This is a genomic window from Kitasatospora sp. NE20-6, from assembly GCF_045862635.1.
The window spans coordinates 144797-162384 of record NZ_BPRL01000009.1; the positions used below are offsets into that span (position 1 = coordinate 144797).

Genomic DNA, 17588 nt, shown 5'->3' on the forward strand with positions numbered 1-17588 from the left:
TCCGGCCAGTGGGCCGGGGGAGCACACTGGCGGCATGGTGGGCAGCACGGGCCGGGTGACCGGCAGGGTCGGGACGGGACTGGTCGGCGAGGTGCTGGTGCACGTCGCGGAGCGGCAGGGCACGGAGGCGTTCCTCGCGTACCCGGCGGTGCCGGGTGAGGGTTTCGCGCCCGGTACGCCGGTGCTGGTGGTCGAGTACCAGCCGCCGCGGACGGTGTACGTGGCGGCGCTTTGACGGAATCTTGACGCGTTCGTGGGCGGATCGAGGGCCGCCGGCTCTTCCGCGGAGATCACGGCAGGCGCAGAATCTCCTGCTGCCGCCGGCTTCCGCGCCTTCCTGCACACCAGAGCGCAGCCACGGGACGCCGGCGTGCCCTGAAGGGGGAATCAGCCGATGCTCATCGGCATCGCCGGGGCCGTCGTGGCCTCGATCATCGTCCTGATCGTGCTGTTCAAGCTCATGTGGCGGGTCGCCGAGCCGAACGAGGCACTGATCATCTCCGGTTCGAAGCACCGGTCCGAGGGAGTCGCGGAGGGACTCGGATTCCGGATCGTCACCGGGCGCGGCACGCTCGTGACGCCGGGCGTCCAGGTCGTCCGCAGGCTCTCGCTCGACCTCAACGAGGCCGATCTGGACGTGGAGTGCGTGACGTCGCAGGGGATCCCGGTGCACGTGAAGGGCGTGGTGATCTTCAAGGTGGGCGACGACCCGGTGTCGATCGCCAACGCCGCGCGCCGCTTCCTCGACCAGCAGAAGCTGATGGGGCACCGGGTGCACAACGTCTTCGCCGGTCATCTCCGGTCCATCGTCGGCGGGTTGACGGTCGAGGACATGATCCGCGACCGCGAGCGGATGACCGGGGAGACCCGGGCCGCGTCCGGCAGCGAGATGGAGAAGCTCGGCCTGATCATCGACTCGCTGCAGATCCAGGAGATCCTGGATCCGACCGGCTACATCCGGAACCTCGCCGCACCGCACGCGGCCGCCGTGCAGCGCGACGCCCGGATCGCCGCCGCCGAGGCCGACCGGCGGGCCACCGAGGCCGAGCAGGAGGCGTTCGCCCGCAAGGCCGAGGCCACCCGCAACTCCGGCATCCAGCAGGCCGGGTACCAGGCCGAACTGGAGACGGCGACGGCCCGCGCGCTGCAGGCCGGTCCGCTGGCGCAGGCCGCCGCGCGGCAGGAGGTGGTCGTGCAGGAGACGAAGGTCGCCGAGCTGGAGGCGCACCGCAAGGAGCAGCAGCTCCAGGCGGACGTCCGCAAGCCTGCCGACGCCCGCGCGTACGAGACGCGGACGAAGGCGCAGGCCGACCGCGACGCCCGGATCTCCGCGGCGGAGGCGCTGGCCCGGGAGACCGAGCTGAACGCGACGGCCGAGGCGAACCGGGTGAAGGTCGCGGCCGTCGCGGACGCGGAGGCGACCCGGGCCCGCGGCCTCGCGTCGGCGGAGGCCACCAAGGCGACCGGCTCGGCCGAGGCCGCGGCGGCGGAGGCGAAGGGTCTGGCGGCCGCCGAGGCGGCGCGGGCCCTGGGCCTCGCCGAGGCGGAGGCGATCAAGGCCCGGGCGGCGGCCCTCGCGGAGAACCAGGAGGCGGTGGTCGCGCAGCAGCTGGCCGAGAACTGGCCGGAGATCGTGCGGGCCGGCGCGGAGGCGTTCGGCAACGTCGAGCACATGGTGCTGCTGAACGGCGCCGAGGGCATGGGCGACATGTTCGCGAAGGCGCTGACCATGGGCGGCACCGGTCTCGGTCTGGCCCGGCAGCTGCTCTCCGCGATGGGTCCGCAGCAGGGGCCGGACGGGGTGGCGGCCGGGCCGTCCGCGCGGCGTACGGCGGGGCAGGCGATCCCGGTGCAGGACGGCGCCGCGGGCTGAGCCCGGAACGCCGGACGCCGGGGCCGGGTGCGGTCACGCCTCCTCGGCGACGACCAGCCCGGCCATGCGGCCCGCGAAGACGTTGCCGACGAGGACGCCGAGGGTGATCGCCGCGACCAGGAGGACGGTGCCGAGCCAGACCATCGTCTCCACCGGCAGCGTGTAGGCGCCGACGACCTTGGCCGCGCACTCGGCGACCAGCACGGTGCCCCAGGTGAGGGTGAAGTTCCGCTCGTGACGGCGGAACTCCGCCGAGCCGGCGGCGAGCCGCTGCCAGGCGGCCTCGCGGGCGGCGCGGCCCTTCACGACGAACGGGCGCAGGCCGGCGGTCATCAGGGGCTTCCCGGCGAGCACCGAGACGATCATCGAGCCGCCGATGACGCTGCTGAGCGCGCCGTCCTTGGCGATCATCAGCCGCGGGTCGCCGGCGACCGCGGAGAGGGCGACACCGGCGACGTTGACCACCAGCATGACCAGGGCGAGGGTGTTGACGCGGCGGTCCGTCAGCAGCCCGGCGGCGGTCCGGACGGCCGGCACCGCGCTGCCCAGGGTGAGCGAGGCGGCCAGGCCGAGGCCGGCGAGGCCGTGGGCCGCGTAGTAGACGGCGATCGGCACGGCGACGTCGATCACGAGCGGCTTCAGCGCCGCGGCCCTCGACTCGCCCTGCTCCGCCGTCGCGCTCGTGGTGATGACCGCCATGGTGTCCGCTCCCCGTCCGGTGGTGCCCGCTGCCGGGGCTGCCCCGGTGATGGAAGAATCCCGCGCCGGGCGGGTGCGCCGTCAGTGCCGGCAGCACCGGAAACCGCATGACGGATGTCACGGCCGCGGCCTGCACCCGGTCACCGGCCGGGCGGCCTGCACGGCTGAGTACGGGTACTCAAGCCCGGGACGGCCCCGCACCGGCAGCATGGCGGGCATGAACCTCCCATCCCCGAGAGTGGGTATCACCGCGGTCGGCGCCGGGCTCCCCGCCCGCGTGCTGACGTCGCAGGAGTTGCAGGACGAGGTGGTCGCCGGCAGCGGACTCCGCCTGCCGGAGCGGATGTTCGAGAAGGCGACCGGCATCGCGACCCGCCGTTTCGCCGCGGAGGACGAGTACGCGTCGACGCTGGCCCTCGCGGCCGCCCGCCGGGCACTCGACGCCGCGGGCCACGACCCGCTCGACATCGACCTGCTGGTGTACGCCTCGGCGACCCGGGACGTCTGCGAGCCCGCCACCGCGCACCTCGTACAGGCCGGACTCGGCTCCCGCGCGCATGCGTTCGACGTCTCCAACGCCTGCAACAGCTTCCTCAACGGCATCGACGTGGCGCGCGCGATGATCCTCGCCGGCCGGGCCCGCCGGGCGCTCGTCGTCACCGGGGAGACGCCGAGCCGGGCGATGCGCCGGGATCCGTCCGGCCTCGCCGACTTCCGGGACGGCTTCGCGGGGTACACCTTCGGCGATGCCGGCGCGGCGGTGGTCGTCGAGCCCGTCGAGCGCGGCGGCATCCTCGACGTGGAGACCGAGACCGCGTCCGAGCACTGGGCGGTCGGCGGCATACCGGGCGGCGGATCCCGGCACCCGCGCGGCGACGAGTACAGCTACTTCCGGGGCGGCGGCAAGGAGTTGCGCGGCGTCTTCGAGAAGATCGGCGGCGACATCCTGACCCGCGTCGCCGCCCGTACCGGCTTCGGCTGGGACGCGTACGCCCGGGTGCTGGTGCACCAGGTGACGCTGCCCTACCTGGAGCGGTTCGTCGAACTCACCGGCGTGCCGGCGGAGAAGCTCGTGCTGACGGTGCCGGAGCTCGGCAACGTCGCCAGCGCCACCCTCGGCGTGCAGCTCGACCGCGTGCACGGCGAACTCACCTCCGGCGACCGGGTGCTGATGGTCGGGCTCGGCGGCGGCGTCAGCCTCATGACCATGGTGTGGGAGGTGCCGTGACCGCCCTGTGGGTGATCGTGCCCGCCTACCGCGAGGAGGCCAGGATCGGCGGCACCCTGCAGGCCCTCGCCGCGCAGCAGGACACCGACTTCACCCTGCTGGTCGTCGACAACGGCTCCGACGACCGCACCGCCGGGATCGCCCGGGAGTTCGCCGCCGGGGCGCCGTTCCCCGTCGAGGTGCTGGTCGAGCCGGAGAAGGGCGTCGGCTGCGCCGTCGACACCGGCTTCCGGCACGCCATCGCGCACGGCGCCGCCCTCCTCGCCCGCACCGACGCCGACTGCCTGCCGGAGCCCGGCTGGACGGCCGCCGCCCGCGCCGGGCTGCTCGCCTCCGGCGGGCTCGTCTGCGGGCACATCACGGCCCGCGCCGACGAACACGGGCCCCTCGGCCGCCGGCTGTTCCGCGGCCTCGTGGTGACCGGCGCGTTCTTCGGCCGCATCCGGCCCGCCCACCGCCGCCGGCACGGCTACCTCACCCCGTACCGCATGCACGCGGGCAACAACATGGCGATCACCGCCGGGCTGTACGAGGCCGTCGGCGGCATGCCGCGCCGCCCGTCGCCGACCGACCGCACCTTCGTCAACCGGGTGCGCCGCCGCACCACCGCCATCGTGCAGCGCCGCGACATGGTGGTGCAGAACTCCACCCGCCGCATCCGCGCGTACGGTGTCGTCGGCACCGCCCGCTGGTACCTGGACCGCGGCGCGGGCGGCCGCGGCGTCGACCCCCGATGACGGAGCGAACCGTGCTCGACCACCTCACCCGCGTCCTCCGCGACGGCGCCGACCGGCCCGCCGTGCTCGGCTGCACCCGCAGCGGTGCCGTCCGCGTGCGCGCCCGCAGCGGCGACCTCGCCGACCTCGCCGACACCTACACGGCGGCCCTGCACCACGGCCACGGACTCACCGCGGGCGACACCCTGGGCGTCGCCGTGCGCCCCGGCCCGCGCGCCCTCGCCGTGATGCTGGCCGCGCACCGGCTGGGCCTGCGCGCTGCCGTCCTCGACCCGTCCGCCGGGCCGGACGTGCTGCTCGCCCGCCTCGGACTCGCCCGCCCGGCCCTGGTCGTCGCCGACGCCGCCGCCCAGGCCGTCGCCGGCTGGGCCCGCCGGCTCGCCCACCGCGCGGACCTCGCCCTGCCCCGGCTGGACGCCCTCGGGCCGGTCGCCACCGTCGGCCCGCGCCGCCCCGGCTGCGCGCCCGCGCTGCGCACCCCCGGCGGACGCCCGCCCACCCCCTACGACGGCGACGGCGACGCGGTGATCGTCTTCACCTCCGGCACCACCTCCGCCCCCCGCGCCGTCGTGCACACCCGCGCCGGGCTCGCCGCCGGCATGCGCGCCGTCACCGGCCTGGTCCGCCCGCAGGCCGGACAGGCGGTGCTGGGCGGCACGTTCTTCGTCCTCGTGCCGTCGCTGGCCGCGGGTGCCACCGTCGCCCTGCCCGCCCGCACGCCCGCGGTGCTCGGCCGGCAGATCCGCCGCCTCGCGCCGTCCGAGACCTACCTGACGCCGCCGCAGCTGCGCTCCGTCGGCCACTTCACCGGCCGCGTCTGGACGGGCTCCGCGCCCGCCTCCGCCGAGCTGCTGCGCCGCGTCAAGCGCGCGGGCGCCACCGAGGCGTGGGGCGTGTACGCGCTGACCGAGCTCTTCCCCGCGGCGGCCGTCGAGGAGGCCGACAAGTCCGCGTTCGACGGCGACGGCGACCTCCTCGGCCACCCGCTGCCCGGGGTCGGCACCCGGCTCACCGACGACGGCGAACTCCTGCTCGCCGGCCCCGCCGCCCGCGACCGCTACCTCGGCGACCGCCCCGACCCGTGGGTGCGCACCGGCGACCGCGCCGCACTCACCCCGGACGGAAGGATCGTGCTCGCCGGCCGCTGCAAGGACATGGTGCTGCGGCGGGCCGAGAACATCTACCCCGGCCTGTACGAGCCCGCCCTCCACCTGCCCGGCGTCGAACTCGCCGTGCTCGTCGGCGTGCCCGCGGGCGACGGCGACGAGCGGCTCGTCGCCCTCGTGCAGCCCCGCCGCGGCACCGACCGGCAGCGGCTGCGCGCCGACCTGGAACGCCCGCTGGCCCGCATGGGCGGCGCCCGTCCCGACGCCGTCCTGCTCGGCGAGGTCCCGCTGGCGGGCCGCTCCCGCAAGCCCGACCGGGCCGCCGCCGCCCGCCTCTGCGCCCGGGAGCTCGCCCGATGACCGGCCCCGTCGACGGCACCGCCCGCACCCACCGCCGGGCCCGCCGGCTCGACCGGCAGGTCTACCTGCGCAGCCACCCGGTGCTGTTCGCCCTGCTCGCCGCCACCCGCCGACGGCCCGTCGTCCGGCTCGGCCGGACCGTCCTCGTGCACGGCCCCGAGGCGTACCGCGAGGTGCTCACCCGGGTGCCGCTCGACCGCACCGCCGAGGGCACCACCGGCGGCGCCGCCGCCCGGCGCACCGACGGCGGCCTGCTCTTCGACCAGGACGGCGGTGCCCACCGCGCCGCCCGCCGCGACGTCACCGAGCTGCTCGGCGCGCACGGCACCGCGCAGCTCGGCCCGGTGTGGCAGGGCGTCCTCGACCGGCACCTCACCGAACTCCCCGGCACGATCGACCTGGTGGACGTCGTCCGGGAGGTCGCCGGAGTCACCGCGGCCGCGCTGACCGGCAGCACCGCCGACCCCGTCGCCCTCGCCCGGGCCTGCAGCGCCGCCGCCGCCGAGGCCGCCCGCGAGCACCTCCCCGGCCTGCCCCGGCGGGCCTCCACCGCGGCCGCCGACCACCTCAACTCCCTGCTGCCGCACGCCCGGGACGCCATGCTCGCGGTCGCCGCGGTGAACACCACGCTCGCCGCCCTCCCCCGCGCCGCCGCCTGGTGCGCCCGGGCCGGCCTGTGGGACCAGGTCTCCCCCGCGCTCACCGTCGAGCTGCTCCGGCTGACCGCGGCCTCACCGATCCTGCCGCGGGTCGCGGCCGCCGACGCCACCGCGGCCGGCTGCCCGGTCGGCCGCGGCGACCGGCTCGTGCTCGTCGCCCGGCACGCCGCCGGCGCCCATCGCACCGCGCCCGCCGGGCCGCAGGCCGCGCAGGCCGTCTTCGGCGCCGGGCCGCACGCCTGCCCGGGCGCGCCGCTGGCCCGTGCCCAGCTCACCGGCCTGCTGACCGCGCTGGCCCCGCACCGGCCGGTCGTCGTGCGGGCCAGGGCCGACCGCCGCGCCGCCCTGCCCGGCTACGCCTCCCTGCTCGTGCGGAAGGGCTGACCGCATGCTCCGGATCGCCGTCACCGGTGCGAGCGGCTTCTGCGGCTCCCACCTGGCCCGTGCGGCCGCCGCCCGCGGCGCCGAGGTGCTGTGCCTCGGCCGCCGCCCCGGCCCGACCGGCACGCACGTGCCGTGGGACGCCGCCGCGCACCCGCCCGACCTGCGCGGGGCCGACCTCGTCGTGCACTGCGCCGCCGCCGTCGGCGACCACCCGCCCGGTTCCCCCGCGGAGGCCGGGCAGCACGCCGTCAACGTCGACGGCACCGCCCGGCTGCTGGAGGCCGCCGCCGGGCGGCCGGTCGTGTTCGTCTCCAGCGCCAGCGTCTACGACCCGCGTCCCGACCGCTCGCTCGTCACCGAGGACCACGCCACCGCGGGCGGGCACCGCAACGCCTACGGCCGCACGAAGGCCGCCGCCGACCGGCTCGCCCTCGCCGCGGGCGCCGTCGTGCTGCGGCCGCGCGCCGTGTACGGGCCCGGCGACCCGCACCTGCTGCCGCGCCTGCTGGAGCGCGTCCGCGGCGGCCTCCTGCTGCTGCCCGGCCCCGACGTGGCGCTCAGTCTGACCGCCGTGCAGAACCTCGCCGACGCCTGCCTCGCCGCCGCCGGGTGGCCGCCCGGCGCGTACAACATCACCGACGCGGCGCCGTACCGGCGGGACGCGGCCGTCCGTGCCGTGCTCGCCGCGCACGGGGTCCGCGCCCGGATCGGCCATGTGCCGGTCGGCCTAGCCGAGTTCGCCGCCCGGCGCCGTCTGCTGCCGGGCCTGACACCGTACGCCGTCGACCAGCTCGCCCGGCCGGTCGTGCTCGACATCGCCAGGGCCCGCGCCCGGGGCTGGAATCCGGCGTACGGGCTGACCGACGGCGGGGGGACATTCGACGCCATCGGGGACATGTCCGCACACAACTGACCCCGCGGGAAGGGATTCCGGCCACCCCGGCATGGGGTCCTCCGGGTGCGGAGCAGTACGGTGCTGCCCGCATCGATCGGATCCGGGCCTGCGCGGCCGGAAACAACCCCCGGGGGGACCAGCACGTGCACAGACATCGCGTCGTCGGCCTGACGGTCGCCGGTCTCACCGGCGTCCTCGGACTGGCGGCACCGGCGTGGGCCGAGGCGCCCACCACGCTCTACGTGAACGGCAACTACGGCTCCTGCACCGCAGGCGGCGACGGGACGCAGCAGAAGCCGTTCTGCACCATCGGGGCGGCCGCAGCCGTCGCCCTGCCGGGCCAGACCGTCCAGATCTCGCCCGGCACCTACGGCGAGCAGGTGGTCCTCACCCGCTCCGGTGAACCCGGCAGGCCGATCACCTTCCGGACCGTCTCCGGCTCGGCGACCGTGCGGGCGGACGCGCAGGCGTCGAAGGCCGCCGTCGTGGTCAGCGGTGCGCACGACATCGCGGTCGAAAGCTTCATCGCCTCCGGCGGGGTCGAGGTCGACCACTCCGACCGGATCACGTTCGACAAGGTCACCGCAGCGGCCTCCGGAGCCCGGCCGACCGTGCTGATCGGCGGCGGCAGCCAGGACGTCACGTACTCCCGTTCCATCCTCTCGGCCCAGGGGGCACCCCGCGTCAGGATCGAGAACGCCTCCGGAACGACGCTCGTCCGCAACCGGTCCCTCGGCGGCACGACCCCGAACACGTCCCTCCTGCTGAGCGCGACGGACGCCCCGCACACCACGGTCACCAACAACAGCAGCGTCTACGGGTGCGGCGTCGTCCTCGACGGCGACTCGGCCGGCTCGAACATCTTCAACAACGTCTTCGCCGCCGCCGTCCTGCCCACCGTCTGCGGTGGCGAGAAGCGGTCGCCGATCACGGTGGCGGAACCGGCCACGGCCGGCACCCGGGTGGGCTACAACCTGCTGAACGCGCCCGCCGGCACCGCCCTGTACTCCTGGGGAGGCACGGCGTACACCGACCCCGGGCAGTTCCTGGACGCCACCGGGCAGGGCGGGCACGACCTGGCGGTCGCGGAGGGGCAGTACCCGGTCGGCGACCTGAAGGCCGCCACCGACTCGGCGGACGCCGGGGCCCCCGGCGTGCTGGAGACCGACACCACCGGCCAGCCCGCGGAGGACGACCCGCGGGTGCCCAACACCGGCACCGGTCACGGCTACCTCGACCGCGGCGCGGCCGAGCAGCACGACTCCTTCAACTCCGTCGACCTCGCGGTGAACGAGACCTGGGCCCCCTACGGCACCGCGGTCACCGCGACCGCCACCCCCCGGGACACCTGGCCGACCGCGCTGACCTACCGCTTCGACTTCGGCGACGGGACGGTGGTCGACACCGCGGACACCACCGCGAGCCACGTCTACACGGCCCCGTGCGACTGCGTGGCCTCGGTCACCGGCAGGAACGGCGCCGGTGTCACGCGGACCAGCGTGCCGCTCGCCGTCAAGGTCACCGAGCCCGGCGCCCTCCGGGCCGCACTCGACGTCCGCCGGCGCCCGCGGGGCACCGACGACGGGCTCTTCCACGTGCCCTCGCTGTCGGTGCGGGCCGAGTCCGCCCGTACGGTGGCGCCCTGGAAGATCAGCACGGTCTCCTTCGACTTCGGTGACGGCACCGGACCCCAGCGCGCCTGGTCGGACGGCACCGCCGAGCACGCCTACACCGCCCCGGGCGACTACACGGTCACCGTGACCGTGACGGACGTCGAGGGCGCCGTCTCGACCGCCTCCACGACGTACCGCGCGGCGTACGCGCCGGCCGCGTACACCGCGGTCAGCCCCTTCCGCATGCTGGACACCCGGGCCGGCGGCAGCCCGCTGAACGGCGGCTCGACGATGACGCTCGACGTGTCGAAGGGCTACCCGCAGCCGGACGGCGGGCACACCTCGCTGAGCCCGGAGGCGGTCGTGCTCAACGTGACCGCGACGAAGGCCACCGGCGACACCTTCATCGAGCTCTGGCCGACCGGGCTGCCCCGGCCGACCGCGTCGCACCTGAACGTGAAGGCCGGCCGGACGGTCGCCAACCTGGTCACCGTGCCGGTGGGCAGCGACGGCACCGTCCAGCTCTACAGCCACGGCGGCCGGACCGACGTGATCGTGGACTTCGTCGGCGTCTACGAACCCCTGGGCCCCGGGAAGCCGTTCACCCCCACCGCACCCACCCGGATCTCCGACGCCGGCCTGGCGGGCGGCGCCACCCGTACGCTCAGGGTCACGGGCAAGGCGGGGATCCCGGCGGACGCCACCGCCGTGGTCGTCAACCTGACGGCGGCCGCCCCGACCGCCGGCGGGTTCCTGATCGCCTATCCGCACGGCACGACCCGTCCGGGGGTGTCGAACCTCAACTTCGGTCCCCGGGACGTCGTCGCCAACCAGGCGATCGTGCCGATCGGTGCGGACGGCTCGATCGACGTCTACAACTTCGCCGGCACCACCCGCGTCGTCGTCGACGTCTTCGGCTACTACAGCCCCGGCAGCAAGGGCTGGTTCACCCCGGCCGGGCCCGTCCGGCTCGCCGACACCCGGGCGGACGGCACGAGGTCGCCGGTCGCCGGGGGGACCTCGCTGTCGGTGCCCGTCACCGGGACCGGCGGCGCGCCGGCGGACGCCACCGCGGCCGTCCTCAACGTCACGGCCACCGCCCCCACGGCCTCCGGCTTCCTCACCGTGTGGCCGCACGGCACGCCCCGCCCGGGCACCAGCAACCTCAACTTCGTCCCGGGGCTGACCGTCCCCAACCACGTGATCACCCGGCTCGGCGAGGGGGGCCGGGTCGACGTCCAGAACTTCGCCGGCAGCACCCACGTCTTCGCCGACCTCGCCGGCTGGTTCACCGACCACAACTGACCCCGCACCACGCCGAAGGGCCTGTCCTCCCGCTCGGGAGGACAGGCCCTTCGGCGACGCCGGTCAGTGCTTGGCGGCCTTCTTGACCAGGATCACCACGGCGGCGGCGATGCCGACCAGCACCAGGACGTTGATGAGGAACCCGATCAGCGAGGTGACCACGCCGACGACGACCCACAGCAGCTTCCAGGCGACGATCAGCGCCAGGATCGGGACGACGATGTTGCGCACCCACGAGGGCAGCGACTTCCAGAGCTCGGCCATGTCCGTTCCTTCTCTCCCCTCGGGTTCGGCGCCGGTCTCGTCCGCCGCTTCCCGTTGTCTCGGTGCTTCGATCCTAGGACGCCGTCCGCACCGGAACGAGGGCCTGCGTCCCGGAGAGAACCCGGAGATCACCCCGAGAGGGTCGCCGGGGCCACCCCCGACGGGGCGGCCGGCAGGAAGGCCGGCAGGGCGGCCCCGGGGAGGTCACACCGGCCAGGTCTCACCGCGCCAGGCGGCGTCCCAGAACATCCACTCGTAGCGCGAGGTGGTGGTGAAGTGCTCGATCACGCGGCGCCGTTCGGCGGGGGAGATCTCCTCGCCGAGCCGGTCGGTGAGGGCCAGCACCCGGCGGACGACGGACTGGAACGCCTCGTCGCCGTAGGTGGAGATCCACTTCGCGTACAGCGGCTCGGGCGACGACTTCGCGAGCAGTTCGTCGCCGACCCGGGCGTAGATCCAGTAGCAGGGCAGCACCGCGCCGACCGCCTCGGCGAAGGAGCCGCCGTACACGGTGGCGAGCAGGTAGCTGGTGTAGGCGCGGGTGGTGGGCAGCACGGGCTCGGCGGCCGCCTCGGCGGCGCTCCCGCCGAAGGCGGTGAGGAAGTCGGCGTGCATGCCCTGCTCCGCGGCCAGCGCACCGACGGCGTCGTCGGCGAAGGCGCGCACGTCGTCCTCGTCCGGCGCCTTGGCGGCGCAGACGGCCAGCGCCCGGGCGTAGTCGCGCAGGTAGTGGGAGTCCTGGACGACGAAGTGGCGGAACGCCTGCCGGGGCAGGGTGCCGTCGGTGAGTCCGGTCAGGAAGGGGTGGGCGAGGATCTCGTCGTAGACCGGCTCGATCGCCGACCAGAGTTCGTCGGTCAGGGCCACGGCAGTTGCTCCTCGTCTCCGGGGTGGTCGCCCCGCCGACCCTACCCGGCGGGCCCGGGCGCCCCGGCGGCCCGGTCGGCGGCCCGCCCCGCCGGGCCCGTCAGTCCTCCGGCGGCGAGAAGATCACCAGGACGCGCAGTTCCTCGGTGATGTGGTGGAAGCGGTGCGGCACCCCGGCCGGCACGTACACGACGCTGCCGCGGCCGACGGTGGTGGTCTCCCGGCCGACGGTGAGCTCGGCGCGGCCGCTGATCACCTGGTAGATCTCGTCCTGGGCGTGCGGCTGCTGGGTGTCGGTGTCGCCGGGGGAGAGCGCGTAGAGCCCGGCGGACATGTGCCGTTCCTTGAGGAACTGCAGATACGCGCCCTGGTTGGCGGCCCGTTCCGCGTCCAGCTCGTCCAGCCGGAAGACCTTCATGGCACTGCTCCTCCCCTGGCCCCGGGCGGGCCGGAGCCCATTGAACACCGGCGGACGGCGCGACGTGCCCGCGGAGAGCTTCCCAGCGGGCGGGCGGCCTGCCACCATCCGGTGCCATGAAGAGTTTCGTGATCAAAACGCTCATCAACGCGGTGGCCATCTGGATCGCCGCCTGGATCGTCGACGGCATCACCCTGTCCGACGGCAGCTGGGGCCACCAGGCCCTGACCGTGATCGCGGTGGCGCTGGTCTTCGGGGTGGTGAACTTCCTGATCAAGCCGCTGGTGAAGCTGCTCTCGCTGCCGCTGTTCGTGCTCACCCTGGGTCTGATCACCTTCGTGGTGAACGCGCTGATGCTCTGGCTGACCTCGTGGGCGTCGGACGTGCTCGACCTGGACTTCCACGTCGAGGGCTTCTGGTCGGCGCTGCTCGGCGCCCTGATCATCAGCGTGGTGTCGTGGGGCCTCAGCCTGGCCCTCGGCGACGACGACTGAACCGGACGCACCGCGGGAGCGGGCAGCGGGCAGCGGCGGGGCCGCGGGGATCCCGGTCAGCCCGTGCTCTCGCAGCCGCCGCTGAGGATCAGGTCGAGCTGGGCCTCCAGTTCGACCTGGCTCTCCTCCTTGCCCATCGGGACGAGCCGGTCCGTCCGGGCGAGGAAGGCGATCAGCGGCGGGGCGGGTGCGCGGAGCGTCGCGTCGCCGTCGGGGGAGCGCAGCACCACGCAGACCTCGGTCAGGTCCTCGCCGACCGGATGGAGGTGCACGTCGCCCTCGCCGGCGGGTCTGCTGATGCCCTCGACGAGCAGCTCCCGGGCGAAGTACCAGGTCACGGGGGTGTCGCCGGGGAGGTGGAAGGTGAAGCGCACCGCGTACGGGTCCTCGGGGTCGTACCCGAGGTCGACCGCGATGCGGAGGGAGAGTTCGCCGGCCGCCACGAGGTGCATCACCACATGGCCCTGGACTGTGCTGCTGTGCATGCGCCCTACCTCCGCGATCCGTGGTGTCGGCCTGCCCGGCGGACATTGCAGCACAGGGCCCACCCGGCTTCAATCATGACGCCGGGCGAAGAGTGCGATTGTTCTTCGATTCGATGGTCAAAAGATGGCTATCCCTACGTGTTCGATGACCGGTTCGCAGACGACCTCGGAATGGAAGATCGAATCCCCCGCCCGGCCCAGCAGGGGCGAACACGCAGCGGCGCGCGGAATCAGCCGTTCGGACCATCGTTTTCCTCCTCTTCGCCCATCTGTGCGAGTTTCGTTCCGGCCCGCGTGCGGGAGAATCCCGCACAACTCCCGCGCCCCGGAGGTGGCCATGGCCGTCCCCGTCCGTCCCGTCGTCAAGCGCACCGCGCGGGCGATCCTGCTGGAGGCCGACCCGGACGACCCGTACGGCCCGGCCACCATCGTGCTGATCAGGCGTGTCCGGCCGGGTGCCGCGCACCCGTACTGGATCACGCCCGGCGGCGGGGTCGAGCCCGGTGACCGCACCGTGCTGGACGCGCTCCACCGCGAGATCGACGAGGAGCTCGGCGGCAAGGTCACGGACGTCGTCCACGCGTTCGTCGACACCGTCGCCCACGCGCACCACGACGACGGCACCCCGGCCCACCCGCACGGGGTCAAGGTGCAGCACTTCTTCGTCTGCCGGCTCGCCTCCATGGACCCGGACCGCCGGCACGGCCCGGAGATCGACGAGCCCAACGGCGAGTACGAGATCGTCCGGCTGCCCTTCACCCGCGAGGGCGTCACCTCGGTCAACGTCGTGCCGCCGAGCCTGCGCGCCTACCTCGCCGCGAACATCGAGGGAGTCCGCGCGCTCCTCGCCCACGACCTGGCCTGAGCCCGCCCGCCGGTGCCGCCCCCGACCGGACCGGTCAGCCCGCGGCATCGCCGACCGGGTCGTGATGGATCCGGCCCGCCTCCACCCCCGACCGCTGCAGCACGCCCACGGCCCGGCGCACCATCGCCACGGGCCCGCTCACGTACGCGTCGTGACCGTGCCAGGGCGCGTACCGGGAGACGACCTCCGGCAGCTCGCCGGTGGCCGCGCCGCCCGGCGGCACCCCCTGCTCCGACACCACCGGGTGCACCGCCAGCCACGGGTGCCGGCGGGCGAGGTCCTGCAGCGTCTCCAGCGCGTAGAGCTCGGCCGGGCACCGGGCCCCGTAGAAGACGTCGACCGACCGGCTGCCCGCGCCGTGCTCGGCGACCTCCTCCACCATGGCCGTGACCGGGGCGATGCCCGTGCCGCCGCCGAGGCAGAGCAGGTCGGCCCCGCGGGCGTGGTCGATCACCATGCCGCCGGCGGCCGGACCGAGGCGCAGCACGTCGCCGGGCGAGGCCCGGCGGACGAGCGCGGTGCTCACCCAGCCGGCCTGCACCGCCTTGACGTGCAGGGTCAGCAGACCGTCCGGCCGGGGTGCGGTGGCGAAGGAGAAGGACCGCCAGACCCGCGGCCACCAGGGCGTCTCGACGGCCGCGTACTGTCCGGCGCGGTAGGGGTAGGCCTGGTCGGGGCGGAGCGTCAGCACGGCGACGTCGCGGGAGCGCCGCTCGTGCGCCACGACCTCGCCCTGCCACCAGGCGGGCGAGGTGCGGGCGGCCCGGGCGGCCGCGTCGATCATGATCCGGGAGACCAGGCCGTAGACCCGGCGCCAGGCGAGCTCGGCCCCGGCGTCCCAGTGGCCGCCGCAGTACTTGGCGACGGCGGCGATCAGGCACTCGCCCACCGGGCCGTAGTGGCCCTCCAGCGTGCCGTACTTGCGGTGGCCCCGGCCGAGGGCGGAGAGGTACTCGGTGAGCCCGGCGGGGTCGTGGGCGCTGCGGGCGGCCATCAGCAGCGCGCGGAACAGCCGGTCACGCTGGACGTCCATCGCCGCGGGGAACAGCGCCCGCACCTCGGGGTGGTGCACGAAGAGCAGCGCGTAGAAGTGCGCGGTGGCCCGGTCGGCGACGGGCTCGACGACGGCGAGGGTGTCGCGGATCAGCGCGAGGTCGCGCGGGGTGGGCGGCCCGGCCGACTCGGAGGGCGCGGCCTGCGGCAGGGGTGCCGGCGGCGGGAGGGCGGGCACTTCGTCCGACCAGGCGCGGCTCCAGCGGTCGCCGGGGCCCGCCCAGTTGAGGCCGGGGGCGTCGGCGTGGAGCGGGAGGTGCGACGGCACGGGCGGCACGGCGGCACGGCCGGGCAGGGCGTCGGCCGGGCGGCTCGGCGCGGGGATCCGCGGCGGCACGGTCGGCGGCGCGGGGACGACCGGGGGCGGCACGGCGGCGGGCACCGGGACGGGCGTGTGCGGGCCCGGCTCCGCGGCCACTGCCACGGGGGCGGGGGCGGCCGCAACGGCCGTGGAGGCTGCGGCGACCTCCGGGGCGGCAACCTCCGGAGCGGCGAAGGCCGGGGCGAAGGCCGCGGGAACGGCTGCCCCGGCTGCCCCGGCCACCTCGGGAGCGGCGGCCGCGGGGGCCGGTACGGCGGCCACGGCACCGGCCGGGCCGTCGGGGGCGGTCGGCTCCACCGGGGGGAGTCCCGGCACGGCGGCCGGTCCGGTGGAGCCCGCTCCGGCCCTGACCCTCAGTGGACGTGTCTTCAACGCGACATGACGAGTACCCAAGAGAATCGTTTCGCTTCCGGTCGCCCGGCCAGCCGCACCCGGCTGGCTCGTCTCTGCTGACGCCCTCAGCAGACTGGCACCCGCTGGAGTACTCATCCCACGAATCATCGGAACCCCGGACACATGCCCGGCGTACGCGCTAGTCTCACGCAACTCGCGCCCCTGCCCCGGGGCGCACGCCCTCCCGGCCGTCCTGCGGGCCGCCGGGGCGGCCCGCAGGAGCCGTGGTCAGAGCCTGCGCAGCAGCATCCCCGGCTGCTCGACGCAGTCGGCGACGAACCGCAGGAAACCTCCGGCGGCGCCGCCGTCGCACACCCGGTGGTCGAAGGTGAACGACAGCTGGGTGACCTGTCGGACGGCGAGTCCGCCCTCGTGCACCCACGGCTTGGGGGTGATCCGGCCGACCCCCAGCATCGCCGCCTCGGGGTGGTTGAGGATCGGGGTGGACCCGTCCACGCCGAAGACCCCGTAGTTGTTGAGCGTGAAGGTGCCGCCGGTGAGCTCCGCCGGGGTGAGCGAACCGGATCGCGCCGAATCCGTCAGCCGGGCGAGCTCGCCGGCGAGTTGCTCCGTGCCGAGCAGCTGGGCGTCGCGCACGACCGGCACGACCAGGCCGCGGTCGCTCTGCGCGGCGAAGCCGAGGTGCACGGCGCGGTGCCGGATGATCTCCGAACCGTCCTCGGAGACGCTGGAGTTGAGCTCGGGGTAGCGGTCGAGGGCGGCCGTGCAGATCCGGGCCAGCAGGGCGAGCACGCTCACCTTGGGCCCGGCCGCACGGTTCAACTGCGCACGCAGCTCCATGAGTCCGGTGGCGTCGGCATCGACCCAGCAGGTGGCCGCCGGGATCTCCCGGTGGCTCCGGCCGAGCTTCTCCGCGATCGTCCGGCGCAGCCCGCGCAGCGGGATCACCTCGGCGTCGGCCAGGGCCACCGGGGCGGCGGGCACGGCGGGCGCCGGGGCTGCGGCGGCCCCGACGGCGCGCTGCACGTCGGCCCGCAGGATGAGCCCGTCCGGGCCGCTGCCGGTGAGTCCGGCCAGGTCGATGCCGTGCTCCCGGGCCATCCGCCGCACCAGCGGCGAGATGACCGGCACCACGGCGGGCCCTGCGGCGGGCACAGGTACGGGCGCTGGCACGGGCACGGGTACGGGCACGGCAGGTGCAGGTGCGGCGGCCGGCGCGGGTGCCGCCGTGGCGCCGACCCGGACCCGGCCGCGCCGGGCGCCGCGCGGGGTGTCCGCCACGCCGTAGCCGACCAGCGGCCGCTCGACCGGTTCGGCCGGGCCGCCGGTGCCGCCGGAGGCCGGGGCGGGGCCGTCCGGCGCGGAGACGGCCACGGTCACCAGCGGGGCGCCGACCGGCACCTCCTCGCCGACGGCGCCGAAGAGCGCGGTGACGACCCCGCCGTACGGGCAGGGCACCTCCACCACGGCCTTGGCGGTCTCGACCTCGACCACCGGCTGGTCGACGGCGATGACCTCGCCGACCTCGACCATCCACCGCACCACCTCGGCCCCGGTGAGTCCCTCACCGAGGTCGGGCAGGGTGAACTCGCGGACGACGGGCATCT

General features: G+C 75.3%; 17 protein-coding genes. 10 read left to right on the forward strand and 7 right to left on the reverse strand.

What is annotated here, in order from left to right; translation table 11 throughout:
• Positions 1–34 precede the first annotated feature (34 nt).
• A complete protein-coding gene (locus SNE206_RS10420) occupies positions 35–235 on the forward strand; it encodes a hypothetical protein (RefSeq protein ID WP_405012249.1) in 201 nt (66 codons plus the stop codon).
• Between the two features lie 159 nt (positions 236–394).
• A complete protein-coding gene (locus tag SNE206_RS10425) occupies positions 395–1873 on the forward strand; it encodes an SPFH domain-containing protein (RefSeq protein ID WP_407913081.1) in 1479 nt (492 codons plus the stop codon).
• Positions 1874–1906: 33 nt separating this feature from the next.
• Here the strand turns inward: SNE206_RS10425 and SNE206_RS10430 are convergent, their stop codons facing one another.
• Positions 1907–2572 carry a VC0807 family protein gene (locus SNE206_RS10430; protein ID WP_407913082.1) on the reverse strand — a complete coding sequence of 222 codons (666 nt, stop codon included), beginning with the start codon at positions 2570–2572 and terminating at the stop codon, positions 1907–1909.
• Positions 2573–2789: 217 nt separating this feature from the next.
• Here SNE206_RS10430 and SNE206_RS10435 point away from each other — a divergent pair, with 217 nt between their 5' ends.
• From SNE206_RS10435 to SNE206_RS10460, 6 genes are all read left to right on the forward strand, one after another.
• Complete coding sequence (locus SNE206_RS10435; protein WP_407913083.1) at positions 2790–3800, forward strand: 3-oxoacyl-ACP synthase III family protein; 1011 nt, start codon at positions 2790–2792, stop codon at positions 3798–3800.
• Positions 3797–4537: a glycosyltransferase gene (locus SNE206_RS10440; protein ID WP_407913084.1), complete on the forward strand. Its 741-nt coding sequence runs from the start codon at positions 3797–3799 to the stop codon at positions 4535–4537. Before SNE206_RS10435 ends, SNE206_RS10440 begins: the two co-directional genes overlap by 4 nt.
• Positions 4534–6003, forward strand: coding sequence for a class I adenylate-forming enzyme family protein (locus SNE206_RS10445; protein WP_407913085.1), 1470 nt, complete (start codon positions 4534–4536; stop codon positions 6001–6003). Before SNE206_RS10440 ends, SNE206_RS10445 begins: the two co-directional genes overlap by 4 nt.
• Positions 6000–7046, forward strand: coding sequence for a cytochrome P450 (locus tag SNE206_RS10450; protein ID WP_407913086.1), 1047 nt, complete (start codon positions 6000–6002; stop codon positions 7044–7046). Before SNE206_RS10445 ends, SNE206_RS10450 begins: the two co-directional genes overlap by 4 nt.
• A gap of 4 nt (positions 7047–7050) precedes the next feature.
• Complete coding sequence (locus SNE206_RS10455) at positions 7051–7959, forward strand: NAD-dependent epimerase/dehydratase family protein (protein WP_407913087.1); 909 nt, start codon at positions 7051–7053, stop codon at positions 7957–7959.
• A 125-nt stretch (positions 7960–8084) separates the two neighbouring features.
• On the forward strand, positions 8085–10859 hold the full coding sequence (locus tag SNE206_RS10460; RefSeq protein ID WP_407913088.1) for a PKD domain-containing protein: 2775 nt from the start codon (positions 8085–8087) through the stop codon (positions 10857–10859).
• A 63-nt stretch (positions 10860–10922) separates the two neighbouring features.
• On the opposite strand, the gene SNE206_RS10465 is transcribed toward SNE206_RS10460, so the two are convergent.
• The 3 genes from SNE206_RS10465 to SNE206_RS10475 all read right to left on the reverse strand — a co-directional run bounded on the left by SNE206_RS10465 (position 10923) and on the right by SNE206_RS10475 (position 12408).
• Positions 10923–11123 carry a DUF5326 family protein gene (locus SNE206_RS10465; RefSeq protein ID WP_407913089.1) on the reverse strand — a complete coding sequence of 67 codons (201 nt, stop codon included), beginning with the start codon at positions 11121–11123 and terminating at the stop codon, positions 10923–10925.
• Between the two features lie 204 nt (positions 11124–11327).
• Positions 11328–11990, reverse strand: a complete 663-nt coding sequence (tenA, locus tag SNE206_RS10470; protein WP_407913090.1) for a thiaminase II — start codon at positions 11988–11990, stop codon at positions 11328–11330.
• A gap of 100 nt (positions 11991–12090) precedes the next feature.
• Positions 12091–12408, reverse strand: a complete 318-nt coding sequence (locus SNE206_RS10475) for a cupin domain-containing protein (protein ID WP_407913091.1) — start codon at positions 12406–12408, stop codon at positions 12091–12093.
• A gap of 116 nt (positions 12409–12524) precedes the next feature.
• Here SNE206_RS10475 and SNE206_RS10480 point away from each other — a divergent pair, with 116 nt between their 5' ends.
• Positions 12525–12902, forward strand: a complete 378-nt coding sequence (locus tag SNE206_RS10480) for a phage holin family protein (protein WP_407913092.1) — start codon at positions 12525–12527, stop codon at positions 12900–12902.
• A 56-nt stretch (positions 12903–12958) separates the two neighbouring features.
• Here the strand turns inward: SNE206_RS10480 and SNE206_RS10485 are convergent, their stop codons facing one another.
• Entirely contained in the window at positions 12959–13387 is a 429-nt protein-coding gene (locus SNE206_RS10485) for an SsgA family sporulation/cell division regulator (RefSeq protein WP_405012262.1), read from the reverse strand.
• A gap of 337 nt (positions 13388–13724) precedes the next feature.
• On the opposite strand from SNE206_RS10485, the gene SNE206_RS10490 reads away from it, so the two are divergent.
• Complete coding sequence (locus SNE206_RS10490; RefSeq protein WP_405012263.1) at positions 13725–14252, forward strand: NUDIX domain-containing protein; 528 nt, start codon at positions 13725–13727, stop codon at positions 14250–14252.
• A gap of 34 nt (positions 14253–14286) precedes the next feature.
• Here the strand turns inward: SNE206_RS10490 and SNE206_RS10495 are convergent, their stop codons facing one another.
• The gene (locus SNE206_RS10495; protein ID WP_407913093.1) at positions 14287–15924 is read right to left on the reverse strand and encodes a globin domain-containing protein; all 1638 of its coding nucleotides are present in this window, start codon (positions 15922–15924) and stop codon (positions 14287–14289) included.
• Between the two features lie 324 nt (positions 15925–16248).
• On the reverse strand, positions 16249–17586 hold the full coding sequence (locus SNE206_RS10500) for a dihydrolipoamide acetyltransferase family protein (RefSeq protein WP_407913094.1): 1338 nt from the start codon (positions 17584–17586) through the stop codon (positions 16249–16251).
• Positions 17587–17588 lie beyond the last annotated feature (2 nt).

Bases quoted from the DNA above. Each gene is read 5' to 3' on its own strand.
- SNE206_RS10420 (WP_405012249.1), top strand. From the start codon at position 35: ATGGTGGGCAGCACGGGCCGGGTGACCGGCAGGGTCGGGACGGGACTG.
- SNE206_RS10425 (WP_407913081.1), top strand. From the start codon at position 395: ATGCTCATCGGCATCGCCGGGGCCGTCGTGGCCTCGATCATCGTCCTG.
- SNE206_RS10485 (WP_405012262.1), bottom strand. From the start codon at position 13,387: ATGCACAGCAGCACAGTCCAGGGCCATGTGGTGATGCACCTCGTGGCG.
- SNE206_RS10455 (WP_407913087.1), top strand. From the start codon at position 7,051: ATGCTCCGGATCGCCGTCACCGGTGCGAGCGGCTTCTGCGGCTCCCAC.
- SNE206_RS10430 (WP_407913082.1), bottom strand. From the start codon at position 2,572: ATGGCGGTCATCACCACGAGCGCGACGGCGGAGCAGGGCGAGTCGAGG.
- SNE206_RS10445 (WP_407913085.1), top strand. From the start codon at position 4,534: ATGACGGAGCGAACCGTGCTCGACCACCTCACCCGCGTCCTCCGCGAC.
- SNE206_RS10500 (WP_407913094.1), bottom strand. From the start codon at position 17,586: ATGCCCGTCGTCCGCGAGTTCACCCTGCCCGACCTCGGTGAGGGACTC.
- SNE206_RS10435 (WP_407913083.1), top strand. From the start codon at position 2,790: ATGAACCTCCCATCCCCGAGAGTGGGTATCACCGCGGTCGGCGCCGGG.
- SNE206_RS10480 (WP_407913092.1), top strand. From the start codon at position 12,525: ATGAAGAGTTTCGTGATCAAAACGCTCATCAACGCGGTGGCCATCTGG.
- SNE206_RS10475 (WP_407913091.1), bottom strand. From the start codon at position 12,408: ATGAAGGTCTTCCGGCTGGACGAGCTGGACGCGGAACGGGCCGCCAAC.
- SNE206_RS10450 (WP_407913086.1), top strand. From the start codon at position 6,000: ATGACCGGCCCCGTCGACGGCACCGCCCGCACCCACCGCCGGGCCCGC.
- SNE206_RS10465 (WP_407913089.1), bottom strand. From the start codon at position 11,123: ATGGCCGAGCTCTGGAAGTCGCTGCCCTCGTGGGTGCGCAACATCGTC.
- SNE206_RS10490 (WP_405012263.1), top strand. From the start codon at position 13,725: ATGGCCGTCCCCGTCCGTCCCGTCGTCAAGCGCACCGCGCGGGCGATC.